A 25,525-nucleotide genomic window follows, 5' to 3' on the forward strand; every position below is an offset into this window, starting at 1 on the left:
TGGTGTGGGACGTGGGTCAGGCGTCGATCTCACCGGAGTCGGGCGTCGAAGCGCGCTTACGGCTCAGGTAGAGCGCACCGCCACCACACGGAAGTGCATTCCGGCCCCGGCGAAGAAGGGATCATGGAACGTCGGGGAACCGTCCCGCGCGGCCCGTGCGACCGCAGAGGGCCGGCCACCCCTGATCCTCCTTCACGGTTGCACCAAGAAGGGGCAAAGAAAGGGCTGGAAATATCCAATTGACCCATTTGACCGTTATGTGATTAGCGTATTTTCAGCCAACCTTGGGGCATCCGGCGCGCATAATAGGGAAATGCGCCACCCTGGTCCTACGATCGGCTTCATGACCTGCGTTTTGCTGGCCGAAGACGATGTCTCGATCTCCGAGCCACTCGCGCGCGCACTACGCCGCGAGGGCTACACGGTGGACGTGACCGTCAACGGCGTAGAGACACTCGACCGCGCCCGCGCCGGAGACATCGACCTCATGGTCCTGGATCTCGGCCTGCCCGAAATGGACGGACTCGAGGTGGCACGCCGGCTCCGCGCCGAAGGGCACGGAACGCCGATCCTGATCCTGACCGCCCGGGCGGACGAGGTCGACACCGTCGTCGGCCTGGACGCCGGGGCCGACGACTACGTGACCAAACCCTTCCGACTCGCCGAACTCCTGGCGCGCGTGCGCGCTCTGCTCCGCCGAGGCGGGGCGGAGGTGCCCGTCGTCCACGGGGTCCGCATCGACAACGACTCCCGTCGGGCCTGGCTCGGCGACCGCGAACTCCAACTCACCACCAAGGAGTTCGACCTGCTTCGCGTTCTGGTGCGCGATGCCGGCAAGGTGGTGACCAGGGAACAGATCATGCGCGAGGTGTGGGACACCAACTGGTGGGGGTCGACGAAGACCCTGGACATGCACATCTCGTGGCTACGTCGCAAGCTCGGTGACGACGCCAACCAGCCGTCCTACATCACGACCGTCAGGGGCGTCGGCTTCCGGTTCGAACGAGATTGACACGACCTTGGGTTCGACACGCTCTTCGGTCGACCTCGCCTGGGTCGAACGAACGTGAGGTGACATGCGCAGGCGGATGGTTTTCTCCACCCTGGTGGTGACCGTCATCGCCGTCATGCTGCTCGGGTTGCCCCTGGGTGCGCTCACCTACAAGCTGGTGTACGACGAGAGCACCCGCCAGCTCGAAGGCGAGGCGGAGCTGGTCGGCTTCGAAACCGACTCCATGCTCGAACGTGACGGCGAGGTGGACCTCGCCGAGTTCGACAGGGAACACCCGGACCGCTTCATCCGGATCACGAAGGACTCCGGGGGCGCCGTGCTGACCGCGGGCAACCCCGAACTGGACCCGCGTTCCGTCGACTCTCCCGGCCTGATCAGGGCCGCCGCGACCACCGAGGTCGGCACCACCGTCGAGGTGTGGTCGAGCTCGGAGGCGCTCCAGGAGAGCGTGGTCCGGGCCTGGCTCGGGATCGCCTCGCTGTCGCTGCTGGCCATCGGGGTCGCGGTCGGTCTGTCCATGTTCCAGGCGCGCAGGCTCACCCTGCCCCTGGTCGACCTGGCGGCCACCGCCGAACGGCTCGGCTCGGGGGTGACCACCCCGTGGGGCCATCGCTACGGCATCCCGGAGGCGGACCGCGTCGCCGAGGTGCTGGACCGCAGCGCCGAGCGCATCGCCGGACTCATCGCCACCGAACGGCACTTCGCGACCGACGCCTCGCACCAGCTGCGCACCCCGCTGACGGCGCTCACCATGCGGTTGGAGGAGATCATCGCCGAGGCGAGCAGCCCGGAGGTGGTGCGCGAGGAGGGCGAGGCCGCCCTCGCCCAGGCCGAACGGCTCACGGAGACCGTCGAGAGCCTGCTCGGTCGGGCCCGCAAGAGCCAGAACCCGGAGGTCGAGCCGGTGGGGCTCGACCCGGTCCTCAACCACCTTCAGGCGGAGTGGTCGCCCGTCTTCCAGCAGGAGAAACGCAGGCTCCTGGTGACCGGCGACCCGGGACTGACGGCCATGACCGTGCCCGCCGACCTCGCGCAGATCCTGGCGACCCTGGTGGAGAACGCCTACAAGCACGGCGCGGGCACGGTGACCATTCGACGCCTCGACACCGGCCAGTCGGTCCGGATCGAGGTCAGCGACGAGGGCGAGGGCGTGCCCGAGCACCTGTCCGGGCGCATCTTCGAGCGTGAGGTCAGCGGGGGCGGCGGCACCGGCCTGGGGTTGGCCCTGGCCCGCCACATCGCCGAATCCGAGGGGGCCCGGATCGAACTCGTGCAGACCAAGCCGACCACCTTCGCGTTGTTCCTGCCCGCCGGGGCCGGGGGGCTGTCGAAGATGACCGGCCCCGTCTGACCTCGGACCCGGGCACGGACCACGGGATGGAACCCGCCTCGACCGCCCCGTTCGGGGGACGTCGAGGCACGGCGCACGCGGCTCGCCGCGACGCATCCGTCCGGGCCCCGCCCCGGAGGACACGGCACACCGCGCGCGGAGCACCGGGCGGCGCCGACCACCGGCCCCGTGATCAGCCTCCGGCGACGACGGCACCGGTGGCGACGGGTGCGGGCACACTCCCCCGGACCACCAGGTCGCTCCACAGGGAACGCACCCGCTCCAGGCCGTAGATCGTGGTGATCTCGGCGCGGGCCCGCTCACTCTCGGCGGCGAACCTCCCCTGGGAGACGATGGCGTGGACGGCCTCGGCCATCGCGACCGGGTCGTCGTGGATCCACCGGGCGTCGTAGATGGTCTCCGCGCCCGGCCAGGGCAGCAACGCGGGTACGCCACCGGAGGCCGCGCACTCGGCGGGCGCCAGGTGGAACGACTCGTCGTCACTGGTGGAGAGCACGAACCCGACCCGGCGCAGCCAGGTGGCCACGTCGGGCCCGAACCCGTCGAAGATCACCCCGGTGGCGAGCCGTTCGTCCCGCTGGATGCGGCGGTACACCTTCTCGAAGTAGGCGCGCTCCTCCGGGCGGTTCCAGATCCACCAGTAGTCCCAGGGCTGCTTCGTCTTGACCGACAGCGTGTAGCGGGGATCCATGCGTCGCAGCTCGGCCAGCACGTCCAGCCCGCGGTCCAGCCGCTTGCGGGAGGGCGCGATGCCGATCATGCCGAGCGAGTACTCGGCCCCGGCCAGCTTGGGCCGGTCCAGCTGGCGATCGTCCACCCAGTTGGGCAGGACCACCACCTTGTCGGCAGGCCATCCCGTGATCTCGCGGGTCAGGTCGGCGTAGTGGGGGCTGACGCACACCACCGCGTCGACCTTGGACACGTCGAGCCGGCGCGGCCACTCCGCGTACAGCTCGAAGCGGTGCAGGCGGACGATGAGGCGCTGGTCGGGCCGCTTCCACTTGGCGTAGAACAGGGCGTTGGGTCCGCACCACTCGCAGATGACCACGTCCGCCCAGGCCGCGAGTTCGCGGGAACGGTACTGGTCGTGGGTGCCCAGGCCCTCCCACTCGTCGATGCGCACGTCCAGGCCGGGCAGGGAGTCCAGGTACTCGGCCAGACGGGTGAAGAACTTGAGGTCGTGCCCGGCGATGACCACCTTCAGGGGCCGCTCGGGGTCGATGCCCTCGGGCGCCGCGGGCAGGGCCTCGGCCAGGTGACCGCGCAGACGTTCGGCGGCGCGCTCCAGGGAGTGGTCGGCCGCGGCCGCGCGGCAGCGTTCGGCAGCGAGGGCGTACACGGCGCGGTCGTGGTAGGCGCGGGCGATGACGGCCGCCACCGAGGCGGATTCCTCACCGGCGAAGAGGGGGTAGTCGGCGCCGAGCAGCGCCTCGTGCATGGGGGTGCGGTTGAGGACCACCGGGAGACCGAGCGCCCCCAGCTCCAGGACCTTGGTGGACAGCTCCAGACTGGCGTCCATGTCCGGATCGCGCCAGGACAGCCCGAAGTCGCAGTCGGCGGACTGACGCAGCGCGTCGGCGCGGGCCATACCGCCGCGCCAGTCGACGTTCGGTGTGCTCTCCAGTGCCCGGCGCATGCGCTTGGCCCAGTCGGCGGGTTCGGCGTGGATCTTGTCGCCGATCATCACCAGTTCCGAGTCCACGCCCAGGCGGGCGAGCTCCTCGGGCAGCCCCGTCATCTCCAGGGTGTTCCAGCGCGGGGCGAACTTGCCGGTGTAGGCGAGTCGCGCGCGGGCGTGGACCTGGCCGTCGGCGGCGACGCCCTGGGGCACCACCACGACGGGCGGGAAGAGCACCGCGCGCCCGCAGGCGGCGGGCACCGTCGACTCCAGGAACGCGCGCAGCTCCTCGGTCTGGCAGAGCACGAACCGGGAGGCCAGCGCGATCTCGGTGAGTTCGGCGGTGGCGGTGGCGGTGAGTTCGTCGACGCTGTGCGGGAAGTCGGTGAGGTAGGTCCACAGACGCCCGGTCAGGGACTCCTCCTGGGCGGCCAGACCGGCCAGGCGACGCCCGCGCACGACCACCAGGTCGAAGGGGCGGCGCCCGTGCAGACGCCCCATGAGCTCCACGGCCTGCTCGGGGGTGAGCCCGCGCGGGCCCAGGTCGGCGAGCATGCGGTCCTCGTAGGGACGGACCAGCCGGACACCGGCGGTCTCCTCGAGCGGCGCCGTGAGCCGGTCGGTGCGCACCGGCGCCTTCAGCAGCACGGTGACCTCGCACCCGGCGGCGGCCAGGGCCTGGGCCATCGACTGCGCCCAGATCGCCGAACCGTCGATGATGTTCAGGTCCACGTCGCCGTACAAGAGTGCGCGCGGAGGAGCTGTGCTCACGTTCTTCCCTTCGGATGCTGGTGTGGCGAGCGGTGTGCGGGTGTCACCCGAGGGCGCCGGTGGAGGCGTCGGCGTGCGCGGATCCTTCGCTGCCGCTGTCGGTCCCGATCCCGTGGTCGGGGCCCAGAGCCAGAAGCCGGGTGCCGCGCCGGTTCCACTCGCGCGGGTCCCAACCGCGCCGCAGCAGGTCGGTTCGGGCCAGCTCCGGGCCGATGCCGGTGACGTACACATACTGACCGGTCCCGGAGTCCCGGTCGAAGAAGCCACGCTCCCCCACGCCGCTCGCCGCAGCGGGCGTCTCCGCGGCGCGCGGGGTCCCCACGGCGTCGGCGCCGGAGCACTCGGCCGCGCAGACGAGGTCGACCAGACGGTGACGGCCCATCGACCCGGTCCACAGGAACGCCCAGGGGGCGGTGGCCCGGTCGGCCAGGTCGGCCCACTGGCGCGGGGTGAGCCCTCCCGGGGCGGCGTCGCCCTCCTCGGTGAGTTCCGCGGGGGTGTCCGGGGTGCCGAAGTGGACCGAACGGATGGTGATGCCCTCCGAGCGCAGGCGCTGGAGACCGGGCAGGCGTGCCGCCGTGTCGGGGACGACGACCTCGGTGGGCCGCAGTCGGGACGAGAGCAGGTCCTCGGCCAGCCGGTCCGCCGCGTCCGCTCCGGCCGGGTCGGCCAGCACGGCCACACCGCGTCCACTGAGCGGAAGGTCGGGTCCGGGGGCGCCCGCCACCAGGTCGAGCCCCTCCAGGAGCGCGGCCAGGCGGACCGGGGTCGCGTCGTCGAGGAACACCTGGCGGAGCATGGTGCGGACCTCGCGCGGGGTGGGCTCCAGGGCACGAAGTCGAGGGACGCTGACCGTGAGGTCCTCGCCGTCCGGCACCGGAACGGTCGGGTGGACGACCACCCGGGTTCCGCAGGCCCAGGCGCGGCGGTGCAGACCGGCCTCACCCGGAGCGTTCTCGGGGATCACGGCGACGTTGGCGGCGCGCAGGGCGTCCGCCAGGCCGGGCGCGTCGACGTCGACCACACCCACACCGAGTTCCAGCAGCACGTCGGGCACGGCGGCGTCGGCGCCGGTGCGGACGTAGACGGCCTCCGGGCCGAGGGCGAGCTCGGCGGCGACCGGGTTGAACAGGTGCAGCGGCACCCCGGCGTCGCCCTTGTGCACGCGGTCGAACCCGAGACGGCGCAGGGCCGGCGACGCCGGGGCGTCGTCGAGCAGGATCGTGGGGATGCCCCGGGAGGCGGCGGACTCCATGACCCAGTGCAGGGCACGGGTACGGTCCACCGCGGCGGGGTCGCCCACGTGCGCCCAGGGCGACCCGGGCGCGGCGGCCGAGGCCGACACCAGGAGCAGGTCCACGTCGACGGCGTCCATGACGATCTGCGCGTCGTGCGGACGCAGGCTCACCGAACGCAGGTAGGGGTCGATCGCCGCCTGGACGGCGGGACCCACGACCGTGGCCGCGACCAGCTGGTCGGCGGTGCCCCCGCCCAGACCACTGAGGAGGCGGGCCTCCTGCCGGTCGGCGTCGAAGGACCGGACGGGTTCCACCCGGCGGCGGTCGGCGTGGTTGGTGCTGCCGCTGCGCCGCCAGAGACGGTAGAGGTCTCGGGGTAGCCGTACCAGGGAACGCCCCGGGCGTTTGGCCGCGGCGGTGAGCGCCCGGCCGACCTGGAGCGAGGTGGACCCCTCCAGAGCGGCGAGGCGGCCCTGCGCCTCTTGGAGCTGGGCCTCGCGCTCGGCCAGGGCTTGCCGAAGCTGTTCGGTCTGGCTCTGTTCACGCCGTTTCACGGTCTGCCACCTTGTACTCGGGTCGGGTGGTCCCACGGGCGCCCGGGTGTGCGGAACCCGGGGTCGGCGGGAGTGTCGACGGGTGTGCGGTCCGACGTGTGCCGGGTCGGGTGCGAAGACCCGGGAACAGCCGGGTGGCGGGCCCTCGAGGGCGCCGGGAGGCGCGGGTGCGCGGAGAGGTCACGATCGCCCTCACCCGGACCACCGGGTGAGGACGGAGGCGATGCGTTCACCGGAACGGCCGTCCCACAGGGGCGGCGTGTCACCGAGTCGTTCGTCGACGTGCCCGTCGAGCACCTTGTCGAGGGTGGCGATGAGGTCGTCCTCGGTGACGAGCCGGTTGGTGCCGTGGGTGATGGTGACCGGTCGTTCGGTGTTGGGCCGCAGGGTCAGGCAGGGCACACCGAGGATGGTGGTCTCCTCCTGGACGCCGCCGGAGTCGGTGACCACGGCGGCGGCGCCGCGGGTGAGCGCGACGAAGTCGAGGTAGCCGAGCGGTTCGAGCAACCGCACCCGGGGGTGGTCGCCGAGACCGGCCCGGTCGAAGGCCGCCTTGCCGCGCGGGTGCACGGGCATGACGATGTCGGCGAGCTCGGCGGCCTCGTGCAGGCGCTCGGTGAGCCGGGCGACGTTGTCGGGGTCGTCGACGTTGGCCGGGCGGTGCAGGGTGGCCGCCACGTAGCGTTCGGGCAGTGCGAGGCGGGCGCGCAGCGCCTCCGCGTCGAACCGGTCGAGGTTGCCCAGGAGCGTGTCGATCATCGGGTTGCCCACGAGGTGCACCTTGGCCGTCGACACCCCTTCGGCCGCCAGGTGGCCCACGGCCTCCGGGCTGGTCGCGAAGCAGAGGTCGCTGAGCTGGTCGGTGACCCGCCGGTTGATCTCCTCGGGCATGGTGTCGTCGAAGGAGCGCAGACCCGCCTCGACGTGCGCGACCGGGATGCCGAGCTTGGCGGCGACCAGGGCCGCGGCGACGGTGGAGTTGACGTCGCCGTAGACGACCACCATGCCGGGCTGGTTCTCGACGAACTCGCGTTCCAGTCCCACCATGAGGTCGGCGGTCTGGGAGGCGTGCGATCCCGAACCGACGCCGAGGTCGACGTCGGGGGTCGGCAGGCCGAGGTCGCGGAAGAAGACCGCGGACATCCGGTCGTCGTAGTGCTGCCCGGTGTGCACGACCCGCTGGTGGGCGCCACGGGCGCGCAGGGCCGCGACCACCGGGGCGGCCTTGACGAAGTTGGGACGGGCGCCGACCACGTGCGCGATCGCGGTGTCCTGACTCCCTGGGGGGGCGCTCGTTGCCACTGCTGTTTCCTTCGGTGTTCGCGTTGATGGGGCGGGGGTTGGTCCCCCGGACATGGGACGTGTGGGCGTCGTGTGCTCGGGCCGGCGGACTTCCTTGTCCGACCCGTCCCGCCCGCGACGCCGTGGTGTCACCACTTGGTCACGTCCACGTGGTTGTGTGACTGACCGTGCAAGACATACGGACTCCCGAACCCCGATCGCCACGTCCACGTACTCTGTGGCCGCGGGCGGTGACCTTCACCGCGACCCTCGCCTGGCAACACCTGCGGGCCGAACCCGCCCGGCTGCCGTTGTTGGCCGCCCGGCTGATGCCCGGACCGCTGCGCGGTTCGGCGCGTGCCGTGGCCGCCCGCTCGGGTGCCCTGCCGCGCGCCTACGCCCTGTGGGACCAGGGGCGGCGCGAGGAGGCACGCGAGGTGCTGCTGGCCACGGCCCGACGCTCCTCCCCTCGCGGGGTGGCGCGCCTGGTCTCGGCGGCTCTGGCCGCCGGAGACGCGGACACCGCTCGTGATCTGGTCGAACGGATACCGCCGGGATCGCATCGGACCGCCGCCGAGTACCGGACCGCCCTGGCCACCGGACGTGCCGTTCCCGCGTCGTTGTCCGTTTCGCCTGACCGTCACGGGATCACGTTAACCCGCGGTGCGCCAACGCGGCCCGACGACACGGTGAACGCTCGGCGACCGGCCTCGGCGGGCTCGGCCCCGCGCGTCCTGCATCTGGTCACCAACGCGCTTCCGCACACCAACGCCGGTTACACCCAGCGCACCCATCGCATCGCCGTGGCCCAGCGCGAGGCCGGGATGGACGTGCACGTGGTGTCCCGCGCCGGCTACCCGCTCACCAAGGGCGTACCGGACCCCCGCACGCTGGTCGAGGTGGACGGGGTCTCCTACCACCGGCTCCTGCCGTGGACGGCCCCGGCCGACCACGCGGAGGAGCTTCGGGTGGGGTTGCGGCTGGCGTCCGACCTGGTGGAGGCGGTGCGCCCGGACGTGCTCCACGCGGCGAGCAACCACCACAACGCCCGGCTGGCACTGGAACTGGGACGCCGGTTCGACCTACCCGTGGTCTACGAGGTCCGGGGGTTCCTGGAGGAGTCCTGGCTGTCACGGGACCCGTCCCGCAGCGTGGACGACGCCTTCTACCAGGCCGAACGCGCCGCCGAGACCGAGTGCATGCTCGCCGCCGATCTGGTGGTGACGCTCGGGGAGGCGATGCGCGCCGACATCGAGGCCCGCGGCGTGCCCCGGGAACGCCTGCTGGTCGTGCCCAACGCCGTCGACACGTCCTTCCTGGAGCCGCTGCCCTCGGGCGTGGAGGTCCGCGAGGGGCTGGGCATCGACCCGGAGGACTTCGTGGTGGGCACCACCACCAGCTGTTTCGGCTACGAGGGGCTGGAGGTGCTGCTGGACGCGGTGACGCTGCTGCGTGGGCGGGGCGAACCGGTCCACGCGTTGATCGTCGGTGACGGTCCGGAACTGCCGGCGCTCCGTGCCCGGGCGGAACGTTCGGGGGCGGCCGGGTCCATGCACTTCACCGGCCGGGTCCCGGCCGACCGGGTGCGCCACCACCACGGCGCGCTCGACGTGTTCGCGGTACCGAGAAGGGACGAACGGGTCTGCCGTCTGGTGACGCCGCTGAAACCCGTGGAGGCCATGGCGGGTGGGCTCCCCGTCGTTGCGAGTGATCTACCCGCTCTTAGAGAGATCGTGGAACCCGGGGTGACCGGAGAGTTAATTCCGTCGGGCGATTCGGCACGTCTAGCTGATGTGATCATAAATCTCGCCTACAGTCGGCGAAAGCGGACCTCCTACGGCCGAGCAGGTCAGGAGCGTGTCGGAACAGACCGCACGTGGGCCGAGGCCGCATACCGCTACGACCATGCGTATCGGGTTCTCATGAGGAAAATGTCCGGACCAGGCCAGAATCCTTAAGCGTGGACAACGGGTGCCTACACTCGGACGTCCAGCTCAGAATGGCAGTCCTCGATATTTGCGCCCGTTCACGAAATGAATGCGAGTGTGACCAACAAGTGGATGCCGCAGCTTCCAACCCGGCCAATGTTCCCGAGCAGAGCACCGGCTCGGCGGACCTCGTCGTCCTCGGACTCGGTTATGTCGGTCTGCCCCTGGCGGCCGAAGCCGCGTCCTCCGGCCTGAAGGTCACCGGCCTCGACGTCAGCACCCGAGTCGTGGACGGTCTCAACCGGGGTGACTCGCACATCGACGACCTGTCGAAGGACGACGTCAACGCGATGCTGGACCGAGGGTTCAGCGCGACGACCGACCCGGCGTGCCTGGCGACCGCGCGCACGATCGTCATCTGCGTCCCCACACCGCTGTCCGCCGAGGGCGGGCCGGACCTGGGCGCGGTCACCTCGGCCTCCAAGGCCATCGCCGCGCACCTGTCGCCGGGAACCCTCGTGGTCCTGGAGTCCACCACCTACCCGGGCACGACCGACGAGGTCGTGCGTCCGCTCCTGGAGGAGTCCGGCCTGGTGGCCGGGGCCGACTTCCACCTGGCCTTCTCCCCCGAGCGCATCGACCCGGGCAACCCCACGTTCGGTGTGGCCAACACGCCCAAGGTCGTGGGCGGACTCACCGAGGAATGCGGCGAGGCGGCCGCGGAGTTCTACGGCGCCTTCGTCGAGCGGGTCGTCCGCGCCCGCGGCACCCGTGAGGCCGAAATGGCCAAGCTGCTGGAGAACACCTACCGGCACGTGAACATCGCCCTGGTGAACGAAATGGCGATCTTCTGTCAGGAGCTCGGGGTGGACCTGTGGGACTCCATCGCCGCGGCGGCCACGAAGCCGTTCGGTTTCCAGGCCTTCTACCCGGGTCCGGGCGTGGGCGGGCACTGCATTCCCATCGACCCGAACTACCTCTCCTACAAGGTCAAGACCCTCGGCTACCCGTTCCGGTTCGTCGAGCTGGCCCAGGAGATCAACAGCCGCATGCCGTCCTACGTCATGCAGCGGGCCCAGGAGCTGCTCAATGACTCCGGGCTGGCGCTGTCGCGTTCCAAGGTGCTGCTGCTGGGTGTGACCTACAAGGCCGACATCGCCGACCAGCGCGAGTCGCCGGCCCGCCCTGTGGCCCGCAAGCTCGCGGCCAAGGGCGCTACGCTCACCTACCACGACCCGTACGTGGAGTCCTGGCAGGTGGACGGGGTGGACGTCCCGCGCTCCACCGACCTGGAGCAGGCCATGGCCGACGCGGACCTGACCATCCTGCTCACCGACCACAGCGAGTACCGTCCCAAGCTGCTGGACGAGTACGCGCGTCTGCTGCTGGACACCCGCGGCGTGCTGCGTCGCACCGAGCCCGACGAGGCCGTGGCCGCCACCCCCGAGGTGCCGAGCCAGACCCGCCGGAGAGTCCACAGGGAGGGCCTCCAGGTCCTGTGAGCGGAGTGACCGCGTAAGGCACGTCGTCCGAACCCCCGGGGCGTTCGGACGGCGTGCCTGTGTGCGTTCACCCTCGCCCACCCGAAGGTTCACCGGAACCACGCCGTGTGTCCATCCGACTGTCCTCGGTGTGTTTCTCCTGGTGAATACCGTGTCGTGCAGCTGATCCCGTCCTGTCAGGTCGGATCATCGCTGTAGTCGGAGCCAACCGGTGACACTCGTAGGTGATCTTCATGCACGCGCTCGTGGCAACGATTGTGCACCACCCGGAGGACGCCCGGATTCTGCATCGCCAGATTCGGGCCCTTCTGGATGCCGGGCACACCGTCACCTACGTCGCTCCTTTCCGGGAGTGCGGGGTGACCCCTTGGGACGGAGTCCGGTCCGTCGACGTACCCCGCGCCCAGGGACGTGACCGCCTGTCCTCGCTCCGCGTGGCCAAGGCCGTCCTGTCCAGGCTGGCGCCGGAGGCGGACCTCCTGCTCTTCCACGACCCCGAACTCCTGCTCGCGCTTCCCGCCAAGCGGCCGGTGACGGTGTGGGACGTCCACGAGGACACCCCGGCGGCACTGCTCACCAAGCCGTGGGTGCCGGGGCCGCTGCGCCGCCCCCTCGGGCGGGTGGTGCGCGGTTTCGAACGCGGTGCCGAACGGCGGCTGCGTCTGATGCTGGCGGAGGAGGGCTACCGCTCCCGCTTCCGCGGCGACCACCCGGTGGTCCCCAACACCACGGACGTCCCGGACCTCCCGCTGCGGCCGCCCGGCGACGACCGCGTGGTCTACCTGGGGCACGTCTCCATGGCCCGGGGCGCGCGCGAGATGGTGCGGATGGGCCGACGGCTGCGCGACCACGGGGTGCGTCTGGAGGTGATCGGCAACGCCGACGCCGAGGTCCGCCCACTGCTGCGCGAGGCGCACCAGGAGGACGCCCTGCACTGGTACGGCTTCGTCCCCAACGACCGCGCCCTGCGCATGGCGGCCGGGGCCATGGCCGGGATCAGCCTGCTGCACGACACCGACAACTACCGCCACTCGCTGCCGACCAAGGTCGTGGAGTACATGGCGCACGGACTGCCGGTGGTGAGCACCCCGAACCCGATGGCCGAGGCCCTGGTCACGAGGCGCCCCGAGGGTCGTTCGGGGCTGGTGGTGCCGTTCAACGACGTGGAGGCGGCCACCCAGGCCGTGTTGGAACTGCGGGTGAACGAGGACCTGCGCCGCGGGCTGGCGCGGACCGGCCACAGCATCGCCCGGACCTCGTTCCACTGGCCGGTCCAGGCCCGGTTGTTCGTGAAGCAGTTGGAGGAGTGGGTGGCCGAGGCCGGTGGGCCGGTACCGCCCCGGCCCAGCCCGGAGTCGCCCCGCGCGCCGTTGCCGGGCCCTCCCCAGACGCCCAGGCACCCTTTCGTGCCCGGTCGGGTGCCCTCTCAGAGGAAGCGTCCACGCGGCGCCTTCAGTGAATGACCTCACTCATCATTGGCTCCAGAAATATCTTCCGTGGAAGCCATGTTGTGCCTCATGTCCGCCACCTGCGGACACTCCCATCCACGAGGCACGCCCGAGGTTCTTCGATGACTGACACGCTGGTGGTCGACAAGGCCACACAGGACCTGTTGTTCCGCAGCGCCCGCACCGCCAACACGTTCGCCGACGAGCCGGTGACCGAGGAGCAGCTGCGCGCGATCCACGAGCTGGTCAAGTTCGGCCCCACGGCGATGAACAACCAGCCGCTGCGCGTCACCGTGGTGCGTTCCCCCGAGGCGCGCGAGCGCCTGGTGCGGCACATGGGCGGCAACAACGCCGGCAAGACCTCCACCGCCCCGCTGGCCCTGATCCTGTCCGCCGACAGCGACTTCCACGAGCACTTCCCGACGACCTTCCCGGTCGCCCCGAACGCCCGTGAGGACTTCGCCGGGATGCCGGTCGAGGCGCGCGAGTCCATCGCCCTGCCGAACGCGTTCCTCCAGGTCGCCTACCTGATCGTGGGCGTGCGCGCCGCCGGCCTGGCCGCCGGACCGATGACCGGTTTCGACGCCGACGGCGTCCGCGAGGAGTTCTTCGGCGCCGACTCCACCCTGCGACCGCTCGTGGTGATGAACATCGGCAGGCCCGGTCCGGACGCCTGGTTCGACCGGCTGCCGCGTCTGGACTACGAGCAGACCGTCACCGAGATCTGATCCCGGAGCACGGGGGCGGGCGCCGCGCGGCGCCCGCCCCCGTCGCGTGTCGCCCGGACCGAGGGACGCCCCGTCCCGGCCGCGGGGCACCGGACTCACTCGGGGGCGAGCACCAGCATGCACACGTCGTCGTCACTGGCATGGTCGCGCAGAGCCCGTGTGAGCAGGTCGTCCGCGGCCTGTTCGGGCTCGGCTCCGGTCGCGGAGACCGTGGCGAAGCTCTCGCCCAGGCGGGCGATGCCGTCGTCGATCGACTCGCCTCGGCGTTCGACCAGACCGTCGGTGTAGAGCAGAAGCGCCCCGCCCGGAGGCACCTCCACCGCGTGTTCGGTGTAGGTGAGGTCGACCGGCAGACCCAGCATGCCGCCCGAGGGGATGGCGACGGGGTCCACCCCGCCGGTCGCGCCACGGCGCAGGGGCGAGGGGTGCCCGGCCATCGCCATGGTCACCTCCGGTTCACCCGGGCGGAAGCGGACGATGACGGCGGTGGCGAACAGGTCCGGCTCCAGGCGGTCCAACAACCGGTGCAACAGTCCGAGCAGGGCCGCCGGGCTGCGCTCGTCCACGGCGTAGGCGCGCAGCGCGGTGCGCAACTGGCCCATGGTGGCCGCCGCGTGGATACCGTGACCGGTGACGTCCCCGACGACCCCCAGGTACTCCCCGTCGTCGAGCGGAAAGACGTCGTACCAGTCGCCGCCCACGTTCATGCCGCTCTCGGCGGGCAGGTAGCGCGCGGTCACCTCGACGCCCGCGACCTCGGGGAGCCGGGTGAGCATCGCCCGTTGCAGCGCGGCGGCGGTGTCGCGTTCGTGCTCGAAGCGCTGGGCGTTGTCCAACGCGGTGGCGGCACGGCGGGCGAGCTCGCCCAGCATGAGGTCGTCGTCCTCCAGGTCGACCATGCGGTGCAGCACCATCACGCCGAGGGTCCGGGAGGCGAGCAGCAGGGGGAAGGCGGTGCGGCGCACCCCGTCGTACAGCGCGCCGTGCACCGGTCTGCGTTCGGCGGCGGCCCGGACCACGGCCTCCGGTGGCTCCCGGTCCCCCGAGTCACTGTGGAGGACCAACGCGTCGTCCTCGTCGAACATCCACAGTTCCACGGCCAGCGCGTACGTGGGGATGAGCAGTTTCTCCAGGCGCCCGGGGATCTCCGAGCGTTGCAGCGTGGCCATGAGCCGGGCGCTGGCGGTGGAGAGGAAGGTCAACCGGCTGCGGGCCGTCTCCGCCTCGTCACGTGCGACCCGTTCGGCCCGGAGCAGCCTCTGTTGTTCCTCACCGGCCTGGGCGAGTTCCGCGTGCAGGGCCAGCACGCCCCGGTTGGTCTCCTCCAGCTCGCGCTGGTGCAGGGCGAGATCCTCGGCCCGGCTGCGAGCGGTCCGGTGCGTGCGCAGGTGGTCCCGGTCGGTGCGCAGCAACTGGTCGGCCAGGAGTTCGACGCCGGCCGGCTCCTCGCCGGCGGTGGGCAGGGGGCCGGCCAGACCCAGGGTGTCGGACCACAGCTCGTGTCCGTCATCGACGACGCTGACCCGCAGAAGACGCCGGTCGTCCGACGCCTCCAGACGGACCTCGCCGGCCTGTCCGGAGTCCACGTGCTGCAGGGCGCGCTCGGCGGCCGCGGCCAGGAACTCGGTCCCCTCCTCCGGCACGTGACCGCTCGTGCCCAGGACGTGCCCCATCCGGGCACGGACCAGCGCCACGTCCACCGGCGATGTGACACGTCCGCTCAGCAGGCGGTGACTCATTCCCTCTCCTTGTGGGGGCGCTCGGTGTGCACGACGACCGCGACGGCGGTGTCGTCCCGCAACGGACGGGCGGCGCTGCCCGCGTCACGGAAGACACGCGCCGCGACGAGGGCGGCGTCCTTCTCTGCCAGGTGCTCGATACCGTCCGGCGACCAGCGACTCGGGAGACCGTCGGTGTACAGCACCAGCATGCTGCCGGGGCGCCATTCCCGGACCGCGGGGGTCGGGGTGCGCAGCCCGAAGGCACCGACGATGCCCGGCCGGGACAGGAGGGACTCCCAGCGGTGACCGTCGTACAGGCGCGCACCGACGTTGCCGATGCCGCAGAAGGTGAGCCGGTGCGCGGACTCGTCGACGTCGACGAGCGCGACCGCGGCCCCGCGTGTGGGGCGCAGTTCGGTGTGCAGCAGGCGGATCAGGGTCTCGGGGGCCTCGCCGGCCTGACGACGCACCACGTCCGCCGCGGTCTCGGCTGCCACCGCGGCCGGGGCTCCATGGCCCAGACCGTCGGCCAATATGACGGTGCGATGCCCGGATCCACTGCGAAAGGCCAGCCCGTCACCGGACTCGGGGCGTTCGCCCAGGGCCAGGTGCAGACCGCCCGTGGTGGCGGGTGCGGTGAACAGGTGGCGGTGTTCGGTCGCGGCGATCCTGGCCAGGGCCAGCGTCCCGCGACCACGGACGCTGTCCACCTCGAAGTGGTCGCTGGCCCGGGCGCAGGCGCCCAGACCACTACCGAGCGAACCGCCGGTGGAGTAGCCGTCGGCCATCGCCCTGCGCACGTCCGGGATGCCCGGACCGTGGTCCAGGAGCAGGATCTGCAAGGCGCTGGCGTTGCCCCAGCCGTCACGACACACCTCGGCGACGAACCTGCCGCCCCCGCCGTACTTGACGGCGTTGGTGGCCAGTTCGGTCGCCACGAGGGCGGCGTCCCCGGCCCTCGCCCGGTCCAGGCCGGCCGCGTCGGCGGCCTTCTCGGTGACCTCCCGAGCCCGGCGGACCAGGGTGGGGTCGCCGAGCGTCACCTCCCAGACCCTGGTCATCGGCGGCCGAAGGGCGCGAGGGGGGACCACAGCGTGATGCTGACGGTGGTACCGCGCCCCGGAGCGGTGTCCACGGAGAAATCGTTCACCAGGCGTTTGGAGCCGCTGAGCCCCATACCGAGGCCGCCGGCGGTGGAGTACCCGTCGCGCAGGGCCAGTTCGACGTCGGGGATCCCCGGCCCCTCGTCGACGAAGCGCAGGGTCAGGCCCTCACGGCCGTCACCGTCGGAGGTCGGTTCCAGGGAGACGCTGCCCCCTCCCCCGTGCACCAGGGTGTTACGGGCGAGTTCGCTGGCGGCCGTGACGAGCTTCGTCTGCTGGACCAGCCCGAACCCGAGCCGCTGGGCCATGGCGCGCACCTGCTGACGCACCGCCATGAGGTCGGTGTCGTTGCGGACGGGGAGCGTGGTCTCGGTGCGCTCGTCCGTGCTCATGTGGGGGTCCGATCGGTACCCCGTGCGGCGCGCCGTTCGGGATCCTCCCGGATCTCGACACCGAAGCGCGAGGCGGCCTCGGCGACCGTTCTGGACGTCTCCAACCCCGGCAGTGTGAGGCCGAGTTCGACCAGCGTGATGGCCACGCTCGGCCGCATGCCCACCAGCACCGCCTGCGCGGCCAGGAGGCGTGCGCTGGCGGCCACCTCGGCCAGGACCCGGGCGAGGAAGGAGTCCACCATGTCCAGACCGCTGATGTCGATGATGACCCCGCGGGCCCCGGTCGTGGACACGGCGGTGGTCACGTCCGTCGCCAGGTCGACGGCCGCGTTGTCGGCGAGTTCGCCCTGAATACTGACGAGCAGGATTCCGCCCAGGTCCAGGACGGGCACGGGGGATGCTCCAGACTGCACGTTTTCGGTCCGATCACGTCGGTCACTGACGGGGTAGAAGCCCCTTGGGCACTTCGCTCTGCCGTTCCAACGCGAGTTCCAGCGCGTCGGCGAGCGTGGCCCGGGTGGTGACCGGGCCGAGGTCGAGTCCGAGTTGGACGATGGTCTGGGCGATCGCCGGGCGGATCCCGGAGATCACACAGTCGGCGCCCATGAGTCGGGCGGAGGCCACGGTCTTCATCAGGTGCTGCGCGACCAGGGAGTCCACCGTGGGCACCCCGGTGATGTCGAGGATCACCAGCGTGGCGTTGTGCTCGACGATGGCCTCCAGGAGATTCTCCATCACCACCTGGCTGCGTGCGCTGTCGAGCATGCCGATGAGCGGTACGGCCACCAGACGGTCCCAGAGCTTGATGACCGGGGTGGCCATCTCCATGAGCTGCTGACGCTGGCGATCGACGATCTCACGGTTCTCCTGGAGCGTGGTCTCGATGATCACGACCCTGAGGGTGCCCAGGAGTTCGGACCACAGGAGAGCGGCCCGCAGTCGCTCCTGCGGGCCGAAGTCACCGGGGTCCGACTCCAGGAGATCGAGGGGAGCGGCACGCAGCGCGCCGACCTCACGATCGATCTGGCCGATGGACAACCCGGAGTGCGACCGGGAGGCGCTCATGGCCGCCAATTGTCGCCGGATCGTGCTGAAACCGGGGGCCTCGATGTCGTCCGGGCGCCCGCTCTCGACCACTTCCGCGAGCGATTCCAGCACGGCGTGGCAGGCCTCGACCGCCTCGTCACGCGTGACGGTGAACACCGCCTGGAACAACGGCAGGTCCGCCCACCGCTGGGCGACCTGCTCCTTCCTCTCCCGTAGGAGCCCGGCGACGATCGGCGCGGGGCTCCCGGCCGGGGGGACATCGGTCATGTGTTGTCCATCCTCACTCGCTTGCGACCCGACAACTGTCTACCAGACCCGCCGACCCGGCGACGGTTCCCGACGAGGGGAGGTCAGCCCTTCCCCCTCCAGTCGAGACACACCACGAGGGCGTCGTCCAGACTCTCGATCCCCTGTCGGTACTCGTTCAGGTTACGCAGGACCTCCTGGGGCACCGAGGCCGCCGGCAGGAGGCGGGTGGACAGGATCGAGCGCATCAGCGCCCGGGTGCCGAAACTTTCCGGTCCCGGCCCCTGGGCGTCGAAGACTCCGTCGCTGATGAAGACCAACCGGTCGCCGGGCCTGACCTCGAAGTGCTGCGCGGTGTAGATGGTGTCCTCGGCCATGCCGAGCGGCATCTGCGCGTCGAAGGGGAACCTGCTCACCGTGTCGTCCCGCAGCACGAAGAGACGGGGTGATCCGGCGTCGACCACCTCGACCGTGCCGTCGGTGGTGTCGAAGGAGAGGGCCAGGACGTCCAGGTAGCGCTCACCGCCGTGCTGGGCGTACACGGCCTTGTCCGCCAAGGCGACCTGGTCGGCCAGCGGCACCCCCGCGCGTCGTGCGTTACGGAGGGCGTTGACAGCGAGGCTGGTGAGCAGGGAGGCGTCGATGCCCTCGCCCATGCCGTTGCTCACACTGAGCTGGAGGTGGTCGGCCGCCGCCGACCAGTCGAAGTTGTCGCCTCGGATGGCGTAGGCGGGTTCCAGCTGGGCGCCGATGCTGTACTCCGGACACTCGTAGGCCCGGCCCGCCAGGAGGTCCCACTGCATCTCCGCCGCCAGGGTGAGGCGGTCACGACGACGTACCGCACGGTAGTAGTCGGTGTCCCGCTCGGCCACGAGGATCTCCCTGCCCAGGGTCTGGGCGATCCACTCCAGGTCACCGAGGGTGCGCTCGTCCACCTCCTGGCCGGGCAACTCGACCGTGAGCACGCCCAGACGGTCACCGCGCACGCTCACCGGCAGCCGGACGACCATCAGCCCAGGGCCGACCTTCCGGTCGACCAAGCGCTCCTGGGCACCGAACACACGACCGGACTCGCTGTTGAACAGCGAGTACTGACGGTGCTCCTCATGAGGTTCGCTGACATGACACAGGGCGGTCATGCCGTAGTCCGCCAGGAGCAGGTCCACGCGCACCGCGTCGTAGTGGGCTCCGAGTGAGCCGCGGAGGGCCGTCAACAGCCCGTCCGGCCTCGCCTTCCGCAGCGCCCGAGCGACCGCCTCGTAACCGTTCAAATTCGTCAACCTGCGTCTTCCGTACGGGGTTATGGCGCACCCACCGGGTATAAGCGACGGGTACGGTCGGCGGGCACGGAACCGGGCGTTCCGTTATGGTCTTGGAGATACCCGGCCGCCGACCTTGGCACGGGTTCGACTCACAACCGTGATGTGGTGAGACTGGAAAGTGAGTGCTGAATCGCAGGAACAGGCACAGGACGCCGCGCGGGCGGCTTCTGCGGTGACCGAACTGATCGAGGTGCTGTGGGGTCGGGGACGCGAGGTCGCGACCTCGCCGGTCTCGCCTTCCCAACTGAAGGTCCTGTTCATCCTCGAGGAGGAGGACGGTGTCAACCTGCGCACCGTCACCGATCGACTCGGGTCCACTCCTCCATCCGTCAGCAGGTTGTGCGACCGCCTGCAGGCGGTCGGTTTCGTTCATCGGACCCCCAGCCCCAGCAGCCGTCGCGAGCTGAGGATCTGGTTGACCGAGAGTGGGCGGTCCTATCTCCGTGACCTCCGCGCCCGGCGGGAGGCGGAGCTCCATTCGGTGATCGCGCGCATGCCCCCGAGGAAGCGAGCGATGTTGCTGGAAGGGCTCACCGCCTTCCAGGAGGCGGCGGGCCGTATGGACAGCGGCACCGAGCAGGTGGACCGGCCGGGTTTCCGTACGGCGTGAGCCTCTGGGAGCCCGTCCCACCCGAAACAATGCCCACAACATTAACTATTGTCAAGAAGCAACAGTTTCTGTGGCAGACCTGGAACCGACCGGCACCCGGTCCGAAAAGTCCCCACCGGCGTGACGCTCCCCCACCCGGCACACGCGAGGGGCGCGCGCCCGATGGCGCGCGCCCCTCGTCGACGCGGATGGACCGGCTCAGATGATCGGCGGCCGGCCCGCACGTGTCATTCGCCACGCTGTCCTCCAGCTGATCGGCGTCCGCCGGCCGGCGTCCTCACGCCAGCCCTCGCGGAACCCCTCGAACCAGGACTTCAGAGCGCTCTTGTCCCGCTCGCGCAGCACCGTCAGACCCACCCAGGTGCCCAGGTAGGTGACGGCCAGGGGCCACGGAAGATTGCGCCGGGCCAACCACACCCGGTTGCGGGCGTTGAGCCGGTAGAAGTTCTCGTGCCGGGTCGGCGCGACCGCCGGATGGTACATCACGGCGTCGGCGTCGTACTCGATGCTGTAGCCGGCGTCCATGATCCGCCAGGCCAGGTCGGTCTCCTCGTGGGCGTAGAAGAAGTCGCCCGGAAGACCACCGCCCTCGTCGAAGGCGGTACGTCGGATGGCGCACGCCCCGCCCAGGAACGTGGTGACGACACTGGACTCACGGGAGTCGCCCACCCGCAGCCGGGGCACGTGCCGGCGCTGGTCGGGGCCGCCGTCCGGGTCGGCGATACGGAACGACAGCGCGCCCAGGGTCGGTTCGGCGGCGAACCGGTCGCGCACGTGTCGGGCCAGATCCATGGACCGGTACCAACCGTCGTCGTCCAGGAACAGGACCACGTCGCCCTGGGTGGCCTTGACTCCGTGGTTGCGCCCCTCCGGGATGCCCACGTTCTCCGGCAGGTTCACCGTGACGACGCCCTCGGGCAGCTCGGGGAGTTCGGCCCCGTTGCTCACCACGACGACCTCGACGTCGGCGCCTTCCTGCTCGAACACACTGGTGATGGCGCGACGCAGCTCGGCCGGTCGGGTGCCCATCGTCAGCAGGACGCAGGAGAGGGTGGGTTTTCCGGGCACCTGGGAACCGCTCCGTTCCTGTACTCCGGGTTTGCGGACCCTGGACACACCTGAGTCGACGGGGTCGGCGGGACCACCGGGGTCCTGTGCGGGTGGGAACACGGGTGTGGCCATGGTTGCGGACCGTTCAGTGGACGACGTGCGGCTGACAGGTGGACACCTGTCAACGTTCGCAGAAACAGACTAACGAATGAATAAAAGCGAAGTGTACGGAGCCGCGGGCGGGGTATCGACCGCGGCTCCGTGATGACGTCGTCGACGCCCTACTCCAGACGCCGGGAGGCGAGCACGCTCACGAAGTGGGCGAAGCTCATCAGCACCGCCACGGCGGCGCACGCCACGAGCAGGAACCGGGTGGCCACGAGGTCGCCGAGGAAGAGGTCGGCCACGGCGGCCACCACCACGATCAGGGACAGCTCCACGGCCTGGATCAGGCGGTGGACCTTGAGGGCGGAGGCCAACCGTCGGGCCAGGCTCAGGCCGGACGACTTCGGCCGCATGGCCTCCTCGGTGATCTTCTCCGGAAGGCCGGCCTTGGCCCGAGCCACCACCACGTTGTCGGTCTCGGCCTTGATGAGCACGACACCGAGCGCGGCCGTCATCCCGAGGATGACCCAGCCGCCCGACGCGAACTCCCCCTGGGCACGGATGCCCAGACCGACGAGGAGCGCGACCTCGGAGACGTAGTGACCGATGCGGTCGAGGTAGATCCCCGCCACACTGGTCCGCCCCGTGTAGCGGGCCACCTCACCGTCGGAGCAGTCCAGCAGGAGATAGATCTGCACGAGCACGGCGGCCAGGATCGCCGACCACAGACCGCCGAAGGCGACGACGACGCCGGCGAGCACCCCGAACACCATCATCAGGTAGGTGATGGGGTTCGGCGGTACGCGCAGGCGCACGAAGAACGTGGTCAGGTACGGGGAGATGTCCCTCATGTAGAGACGCCCCGCCCAGTGCTCCTCGTTCACCCGCTCCTTGATCCCCGCGGGCTGGCCGCCCGCGCGGACCTCAGCGACCGACGGCTTCGACATAGTCCGCGACACTCCGCCCGATCTCGTCCTCGGAGAGGTTCAGGTGTTCCAGGATCGTGAACCTGCCCGGGCGGGTGCCCGGGGCGTGGGCCACGGCCCGCACGAACGCGGCCTCGTCGAGACCGACGTCGGAGGGCACGATCGGCAGCTTGTGACGGAGCAGGCAGGACCGGATCTCCTCCAGCCGTGACTGCGGCCAGTCCAGGTGCCGTACCCGCAGGTAGGAGGCGAAGAGCGCCCCCAGACCGGCGAGCTCACCGTGGTTGCTGGTGCCCGGGTAGAGCTGTGTCACCGCGTGCAGGATCTCGTGGCAGGCGCCACTGGCCGGTCGGCTGGAACCGGCGACCGACATGGCCATACCGGACAGCACCAGACCCTCGGCCAGGACCTTGAGGAACCCGTCGGACTCGATGGAGTCGGGACGGTGCAGGACCGCCTCGGCCGCCACGCGGGCGAAGGTGACCGCCATGCCGTCGACCGGCTCGTCGTTCATCTTCCCGGCGAGTTCCCAGTCCTCGATGGCGGAGATGTTGCTGACCACGTCACCGATACCGGAACGGACCAGGTGCGCGGGGGCCGCCTGGACGTAGTCGACGTCGATGACCACGGCGATCGGCATGGTCACCCCGATGGACGGCTTGCCGCCCTCGTGCTCCAGGGAGCTGACCGGGGAGGCGATGCCGTCGTGCGCCAGGTTCGTGGCCACGGCCACCATCGGGATGCCCGCCATGGTCGCGGCGAACTTGGTGACGTCGATGGTCTTGCCACCACCGATACCCGCGACGGCCTCGTAGGCGCCCGAGCGCAGCTTCTTGCCGAGGTCGGTCGCCGCGTCGACGGTGCCCTCCTCGACCTGGAAGACCTCGCACTGGGGCAGGTCGAGATCGGCGGCGATCTGCGCCCCCTGGCCCGGGCCCACCGCGACGGCGATGCGTCCCTCGGTGGCGATGCGCCGGTCGGCGAGCACGGTGCCGAGCGAGGCGATGGCCCCACGGCGCACGTCGATCGCCAGGGGGGACGGGAGCATTCGGGCTAGTAGCGGCACGCGATCTCCCTCGCCTTGGCCAGGTCGTCGTGGTTGTCGACCTCGACCCAGTCCACATCGCCGATGGGGGCGACGGCGATCTTCTCGCCGCGGCGGACCAGCTCCTGGTAACCGTCCTCGTAGTACAGCTGGGGGTCGCGCTCCCAGGTGGCCTTCAGGGCGTCGGCCAGACGGGAGGCGAGACCGCCCTCGATGAGGGTGGCGCCGATGTACTCGCCCGCGGCGGTGGCGGGGTCCATCAGCTTGGTGATGTTCTGGAGGTGACCGGCCTCGTCGAGGGTCACCTTCATCTCCTCGTCGGCGAGGTTTTTCACGTTGTCCACCGCGAGGAGGAGTTCCGGACCCCTGGCGGCGAGTAGCGTTTCCTCGACGCTCACCGGGTGCACGGTGTCGCCGTTGACCAGGAGGACGCCCTCGGAGAAGAACTCACGCGCGGTCCACAGGGAGTAGGCGTTGTTCCACTCCTCGGCCTTGTCGTTGTAGCTGAGGGTGATCTTGACGCCGTGGCGCTCCTCGAGGGCTTCCTTGCGCTCCTCGACGGCCTCGGCCCGGTAACCGACCACGACGACGACGTTCTCGAGGCCGGCCGCGGCCAGGTTGCGCAGTGAGATGTCCATGATGGTCGTCTCACCGTCGACGGGCACCAGGGCCTTGGGCAGCGTGTCGGTGTAGGGGCGAAGGCGACGCCCCGCTCCTGCGGCGAGAACCATTCCGAGCATGAGGGCGAGTTCCTCCTTAGGTCGAGGAGGCTCTCATGCCTCCCCGTTCGTTCCGGTGGCCGTTCGGCCCCCGTCTGCATCGGGGGAGATCGGGCGATCCCCCCACTGCTCATCTCCGCCGGGGGTGTCGGCGGAGCCGGTGCGCACTTCGGCGACCGGGGTGGCGCACCAGGTGCGCGTGGCCTCCCGTACCTGCAGGACCACCAGGTATCCGGCGAGTATGCCGTAGGCGGGGGTGAGGGCGGACAGCGCGCCCCCGGCCGCGATGACGAGCATCCTGCCGTCCCATCCGAGCGCCGCGTCGCGGACCCGGGACGGTCGGCGCATTCCGACCGCGGGTCGCGCGACGTCGTCGCGATGGTGACAGACGACCGCCATCAAGAGTACGAACACCAGGGGACCCGGTACACCGGACGCCAGCCCCAGAACCGCCAGGTAGCCGTACTCGGTGGCGCGCAGGACCGGCGGCACGAGCCGGTCGAACCGCCCATTATGGGGGTGGCCGGAGGCAAGACCGGACAGTAGCAGGGCAGCGACCGGTGCGAACAGGGTAATGCCTGTCAGCCGTCCCTGGTCCGCCACGAGCAGGACCGCCACGATGATGGCGCCGGCCACGGCGGTGATCAGTGGTGGTGCGACACCGGGGGCCACTCTGCCCAGAAGCCTGCCCATGTGACCGTCATCACGAAGAAATCGCAGGTCGGGCATGACCGGGTCGAGACGATCGCTTTCCCGGACATCCCCGGCGTCCGTGGGGCCGGTGCCAGGCGATTCCCACGCGCCCCACCACCGTTCGCCCGGTTCCCGTTCCTCCGGCGCGTCCTCACCCCTGGCCGCCCCGTTCACCGGTCCGCTCCGTTCGAGGTGGGGTCGACGAGTTCGCCGGTGATCGCCACGGCGCAGCCGACGATGAGGCTGACGAAGGCGATCCGGGCGTCCCACGCCACGGTCGCCACGGCGATGACCAGGAAACGGGTGGGCTGTTCGAAGGCCATGATCCGACGGGTGAGCACCGGCAGCGAACGGGGGGCGTTCCCGAACTCGTGGGTCTCCACGATCCCGGCCGCCCGCGCCGCCGCGGCCACCCGGGCGGACTCCGCGGCCCGGGCCGCCTCCGCTCCACCCGCCCCCGCCTCCTCTCTGGGGCGCGGCACCCCGGGCCCTCGGAGGCCCCCAGGGCGCACCTGGCCGGGAAGGGCGAGGGGACGCACCTCCGACCGCGCGGGGGGCGCCGCGCGCGCCACCAGGAGCGCGTCACGGAGGGCCAGAGCGATCAGGGCGCCCGCCGCCCAGCCCCAGGCGCTGGCGTATCCGGCCGCGGCCGCACCGAAGGCGAGACCGACGTAGACCGCGTACTCCCGCAGTCGGGCGGCCATGGACACGACCCACAGGGTGAGGGCGTCCCGGCGATGGGCCCGCATCCGGGACCGGACCGCGTCGCAGAACAGCACCGACCCGAGGAACACCGATCCGGCGACGGCCCCCGTCAGGTCGGCCCGACTGAACCAGACGGCCGCGACGACCGCGAGGACGCCGCCGATGCGGGTGACCCCCGAACGGGTGACGTACCTGCGTTCGAGGAGTCGCGCGGTCGCCCGCGCCACACTTGCGACGGCCATGGTCATGCCCTCCCGGTTTCAACTGAGAGTCACCGTCGCCCACGCTCTGTGCGCAATCCATCACCGACACGCTCAAGGGCCTCGATACGCCCCTTCGGCCCTCAGAGCGGCGTTTCGGACAGGCCCGGACACGAAAGAGCGCACCTCCGGAACGTTCCGTGGTGCGCT

General features: G+C 70.8%; 22 protein-coding genes. 7 read left to right on the forward strand and 15 right to left on the reverse strand.

The window, feature by feature from the left end; translation table 11 throughout:
• Nucleotides 1-343: 343 nt before the first annotated feature.
• Nucleotides 344-1,012, forward strand: a complete 669-nt coding sequence (locus DSY14_RS08200; protein WP_014911258.1) for a response regulator transcription factor — start codon at nt 344-346, stop codon at nt 1,010-1,012.
• A gap of 64 nt (nt 1,013-1,076) precedes the next feature.
• The gene (locus tag DSY14_RS08205) at nt 1,077-2,363 is read left to right on the forward strand and encodes a HAMP domain-containing sensor histidine kinase (protein ID WP_211715876.1); all 1,287 of its coding nucleotides are present in this window, start codon (nt 1,077-1,079) and stop codon (nt 2,361-2,363) included.
• Between the two features lie 172 nt (nt 2,364-2,535).
• On the opposite strand, the gene DSY14_RS08210 is transcribed toward DSY14_RS08205, so the two are convergent.
• The 3 genes from DSY14_RS08210 to wecB all read right to left on the reverse strand — a co-directional run bounded on the left by DSY14_RS08210 (nt 2,536) and on the right by wecB (nt 7,846).
• Nucleotides 2,536-4,725: a glycosyltransferase gene (locus DSY14_RS08210; RefSeq protein WP_211715914.1), complete on the reverse strand. Its 2,190-nt coding sequence runs from the start codon at nt 4,723-4,725 to the stop codon at nt 2,536-2,538.
• Between the two features lie 70 nt (nt 4,726-4,795).
• On the reverse strand, nt 4,796-6,544 hold the full coding sequence (locus DSY14_RS08215) for a hypothetical protein (protein WP_211715877.1): 1,749 nt from the start codon (nt 6,542-6,544) through the stop codon (nt 4,796-4,798).
• A 192-nt stretch (nt 6,545-6,736) separates the two neighbouring features.
• The gene (gene wecB / locus DSY14_RS08220) at nt 6,737-7,846 is read right to left on the reverse strand and encodes a non-hydrolyzing UDP-N-acetylglucosamine 2-epimerase (RefSeq protein WP_211715878.1); all 1,110 of its coding nucleotides are present in this window, start codon (nt 7,844-7,846) and stop codon (nt 6,737-6,739) included.
• A 230-nt stretch (nt 7,847-8,076) separates the two neighbouring features.
• Here wecB and DSY14_RS08225 point away from each other — a divergent pair, with 230 nt between their 5' ends.
• From DSY14_RS08225 to DSY14_RS08240, 4 genes are all read left to right on the forward strand, one after another.
• Complete coding sequence (locus DSY14_RS08225; RefSeq protein WP_307851162.1) at nt 8,077-9,783, forward strand: glycosyltransferase family 4 protein; 1,707 nt, start codon at nt 8,077-8,079, stop codon at nt 9,781-9,783.
• Between the two features lie 98 nt (nt 9,784-9,881).
• Entirely contained in the window at nt 9,882-11,255 is a 1,374-nt protein-coding gene (locus tag DSY14_RS08230) for a nucleotide sugar dehydrogenase (RefSeq protein ID WP_211715880.1), read from the forward strand.
• Between the two features lie 233 nt (nt 11,256-11,488).
• A complete protein-coding gene (locus tag DSY14_RS08235; RefSeq protein WP_211715881.1) occupies nt 11,489-12,718 on the forward strand; it encodes a glycosyltransferase in 1,230 nt (409 codons plus the stop codon).
• A 107-nt stretch (nt 12,719-12,825) separates the two neighbouring features.
• Entirely contained in the window at nt 12,826-13,431 is a 606-nt protein-coding gene (locus DSY14_RS08240) for a malonic semialdehyde reductase (RefSeq protein ID WP_211715882.1), read from the forward strand.
• Nucleotides 13,432-13,526: 95 nt separating this feature from the next.
• Here DSY14_RS08240 and DSY14_RS08245 read toward each other — a convergent pair whose 3' ends face one another.
• The 6 genes from DSY14_RS08245 to DSY14_RS08270 all read right to left on the reverse strand — a co-directional run bounded on the left by DSY14_RS08245 (nt 13,527) and on the right by DSY14_RS08270 (nt 19,211).
• Nucleotides 13,527-15,170, reverse strand: a complete 1,644-nt coding sequence (locus DSY14_RS08245) for a PP2C family protein-serine/threonine phosphatase (RefSeq protein ID WP_211715883.1) — start codon at nt 15,168-15,170, stop codon at nt 13,527-13,529.
• Complete coding sequence (locus tag DSY14_RS08250) at nt 15,167-16,213, reverse strand: SpoIIE family protein phosphatase (RefSeq protein ID WP_211715884.1); 1,047 nt, start codon at nt 16,211-16,213, stop codon at nt 15,167-15,169. The genes DSY14_RS08245 and DSY14_RS08250 overlap by 4 nt, the downstream gene beginning before the upstream one ends.
• Complete coding sequence (locus DSY14_RS08255; RefSeq protein WP_211715885.1) at nt 16,210-16,647, reverse strand: anti-sigma regulatory factor; 438 nt, start codon at nt 16,645-16,647, stop codon at nt 16,210-16,212. Before DSY14_RS08255 ends, DSY14_RS08250 begins: the two co-directional genes overlap by 4 nt.
• Entirely contained in the window at nt 16,644-17,039 is a 396-nt protein-coding gene (locus DSY14_RS08260; RefSeq protein WP_307851163.1) for an STAS domain-containing protein, read from the reverse strand. Before DSY14_RS08260 ends, DSY14_RS08255 begins: the two co-directional genes overlap by 4 nt.
• Before the next feature lie 43 nt (nt 17,040-17,082).
• Nucleotides 17,083-17,961 (reverse strand): STAS domain-containing protein, encoded by an 879-nt coding sequence (locus DSY14_RS08265; protein WP_211715887.1) that lies wholly within the window; start codon nt 17,959-17,961, stop codon nt 17,083-17,085.
• Between the two features lie 83 nt (nt 17,962-18,044).
• Nucleotides 18,045-19,211: a PP2C family protein-serine/threonine phosphatase gene (locus DSY14_RS08270; protein WP_211715915.1), complete on the reverse strand. Its 1,167-nt coding sequence runs from the start codon at nt 19,209-19,211 to the stop codon at nt 18,045-18,047.
• Nucleotides 19,212-19,434: 223 nt separating this feature from the next.
• Between DSY14_RS08270 and DSY14_RS08275 the strand changes: the two genes are divergently transcribed.
• Nucleotides 19,435-19,872, forward strand: coding sequence for a MarR family transcriptional regulator (locus tag DSY14_RS08275; RefSeq protein WP_307851164.1), 438 nt, complete (start codon nt 19,435-19,437; stop codon nt 19,870-19,872).
• A gap of 198 nt (nt 19,873-20,070) precedes the next feature.
• Here DSY14_RS08275 and DSY14_RS08280 read toward each other — a convergent pair whose 3' ends face one another.
• The 6 genes from DSY14_RS08280 to DSY14_RS08305 form a co-directional block, all read right to left on the reverse strand.
• Nucleotides 20,071-20,901, reverse strand: a complete 831-nt coding sequence (locus tag DSY14_RS08280; protein ID WP_211715916.1) for a glycosyltransferase family 2 protein — start codon at nt 20,899-20,901, stop codon at nt 20,071-20,073.
• 302 nt (nt 20,902-21,203) lie between these two features.
• The gene (locus DSY14_RS08285) at nt 21,204-21,974 is read right to left on the reverse strand and encodes a CDP-alcohol phosphatidyltransferase family protein (protein ID WP_211715889.1); all 771 of its coding nucleotides are present in this window, start codon (nt 21,972-21,974) and stop codon (nt 21,204-21,206) included.
• Nucleotides 21,952-23,001 carry an iron-containing alcohol dehydrogenase family protein gene (locus DSY14_RS08290; protein ID WP_211715890.1) on the reverse strand — a complete coding sequence of 350 codons (1,050 nt, stop codon included), beginning with the start codon at nt 22,999-23,001 and terminating at the stop codon, nt 21,952-21,954. Before DSY14_RS08290 ends, DSY14_RS08285 begins: the two co-directional genes overlap by 23 nt.
• Before the next feature lie 5 nt (nt 23,002-23,006).
• Nucleotides 23,007-23,738, reverse strand: a complete 732-nt coding sequence (locus DSY14_RS08295; protein WP_211715891.1) for a sugar phosphate nucleotidyltransferase — start codon at nt 23,736-23,738, stop codon at nt 23,007-23,009.
• A gap of 33 nt (nt 23,739-23,771) precedes the next feature.
• Nucleotides 23,772-24,446, reverse strand: coding sequence for a DUF5941 domain-containing protein (locus DSY14_RS08300; RefSeq protein WP_211715892.1), 675 nt, complete (start codon nt 24,444-24,446; stop codon nt 23,772-23,774).
• 134 nt (nt 24,447-24,580) lie between these two features.
• Nucleotides 24,581-25,357, reverse strand: a complete 777-nt coding sequence (locus DSY14_RS08305) for a hypothetical protein (protein ID WP_211715893.1) — start codon at nt 25,355-25,357, stop codon at nt 24,581-24,583.
• Nucleotides 25,358-25,525: the final 168 nt, after the last annotated feature.

The organism is Nocardiopsis sp. MG754419 (assembly GCF_018207095.1).
Lineage (GTDB): Bacteria > Actinomycetota > Actinomycetes > Streptosporangiales > Streptosporangiaceae > Nocardiopsis.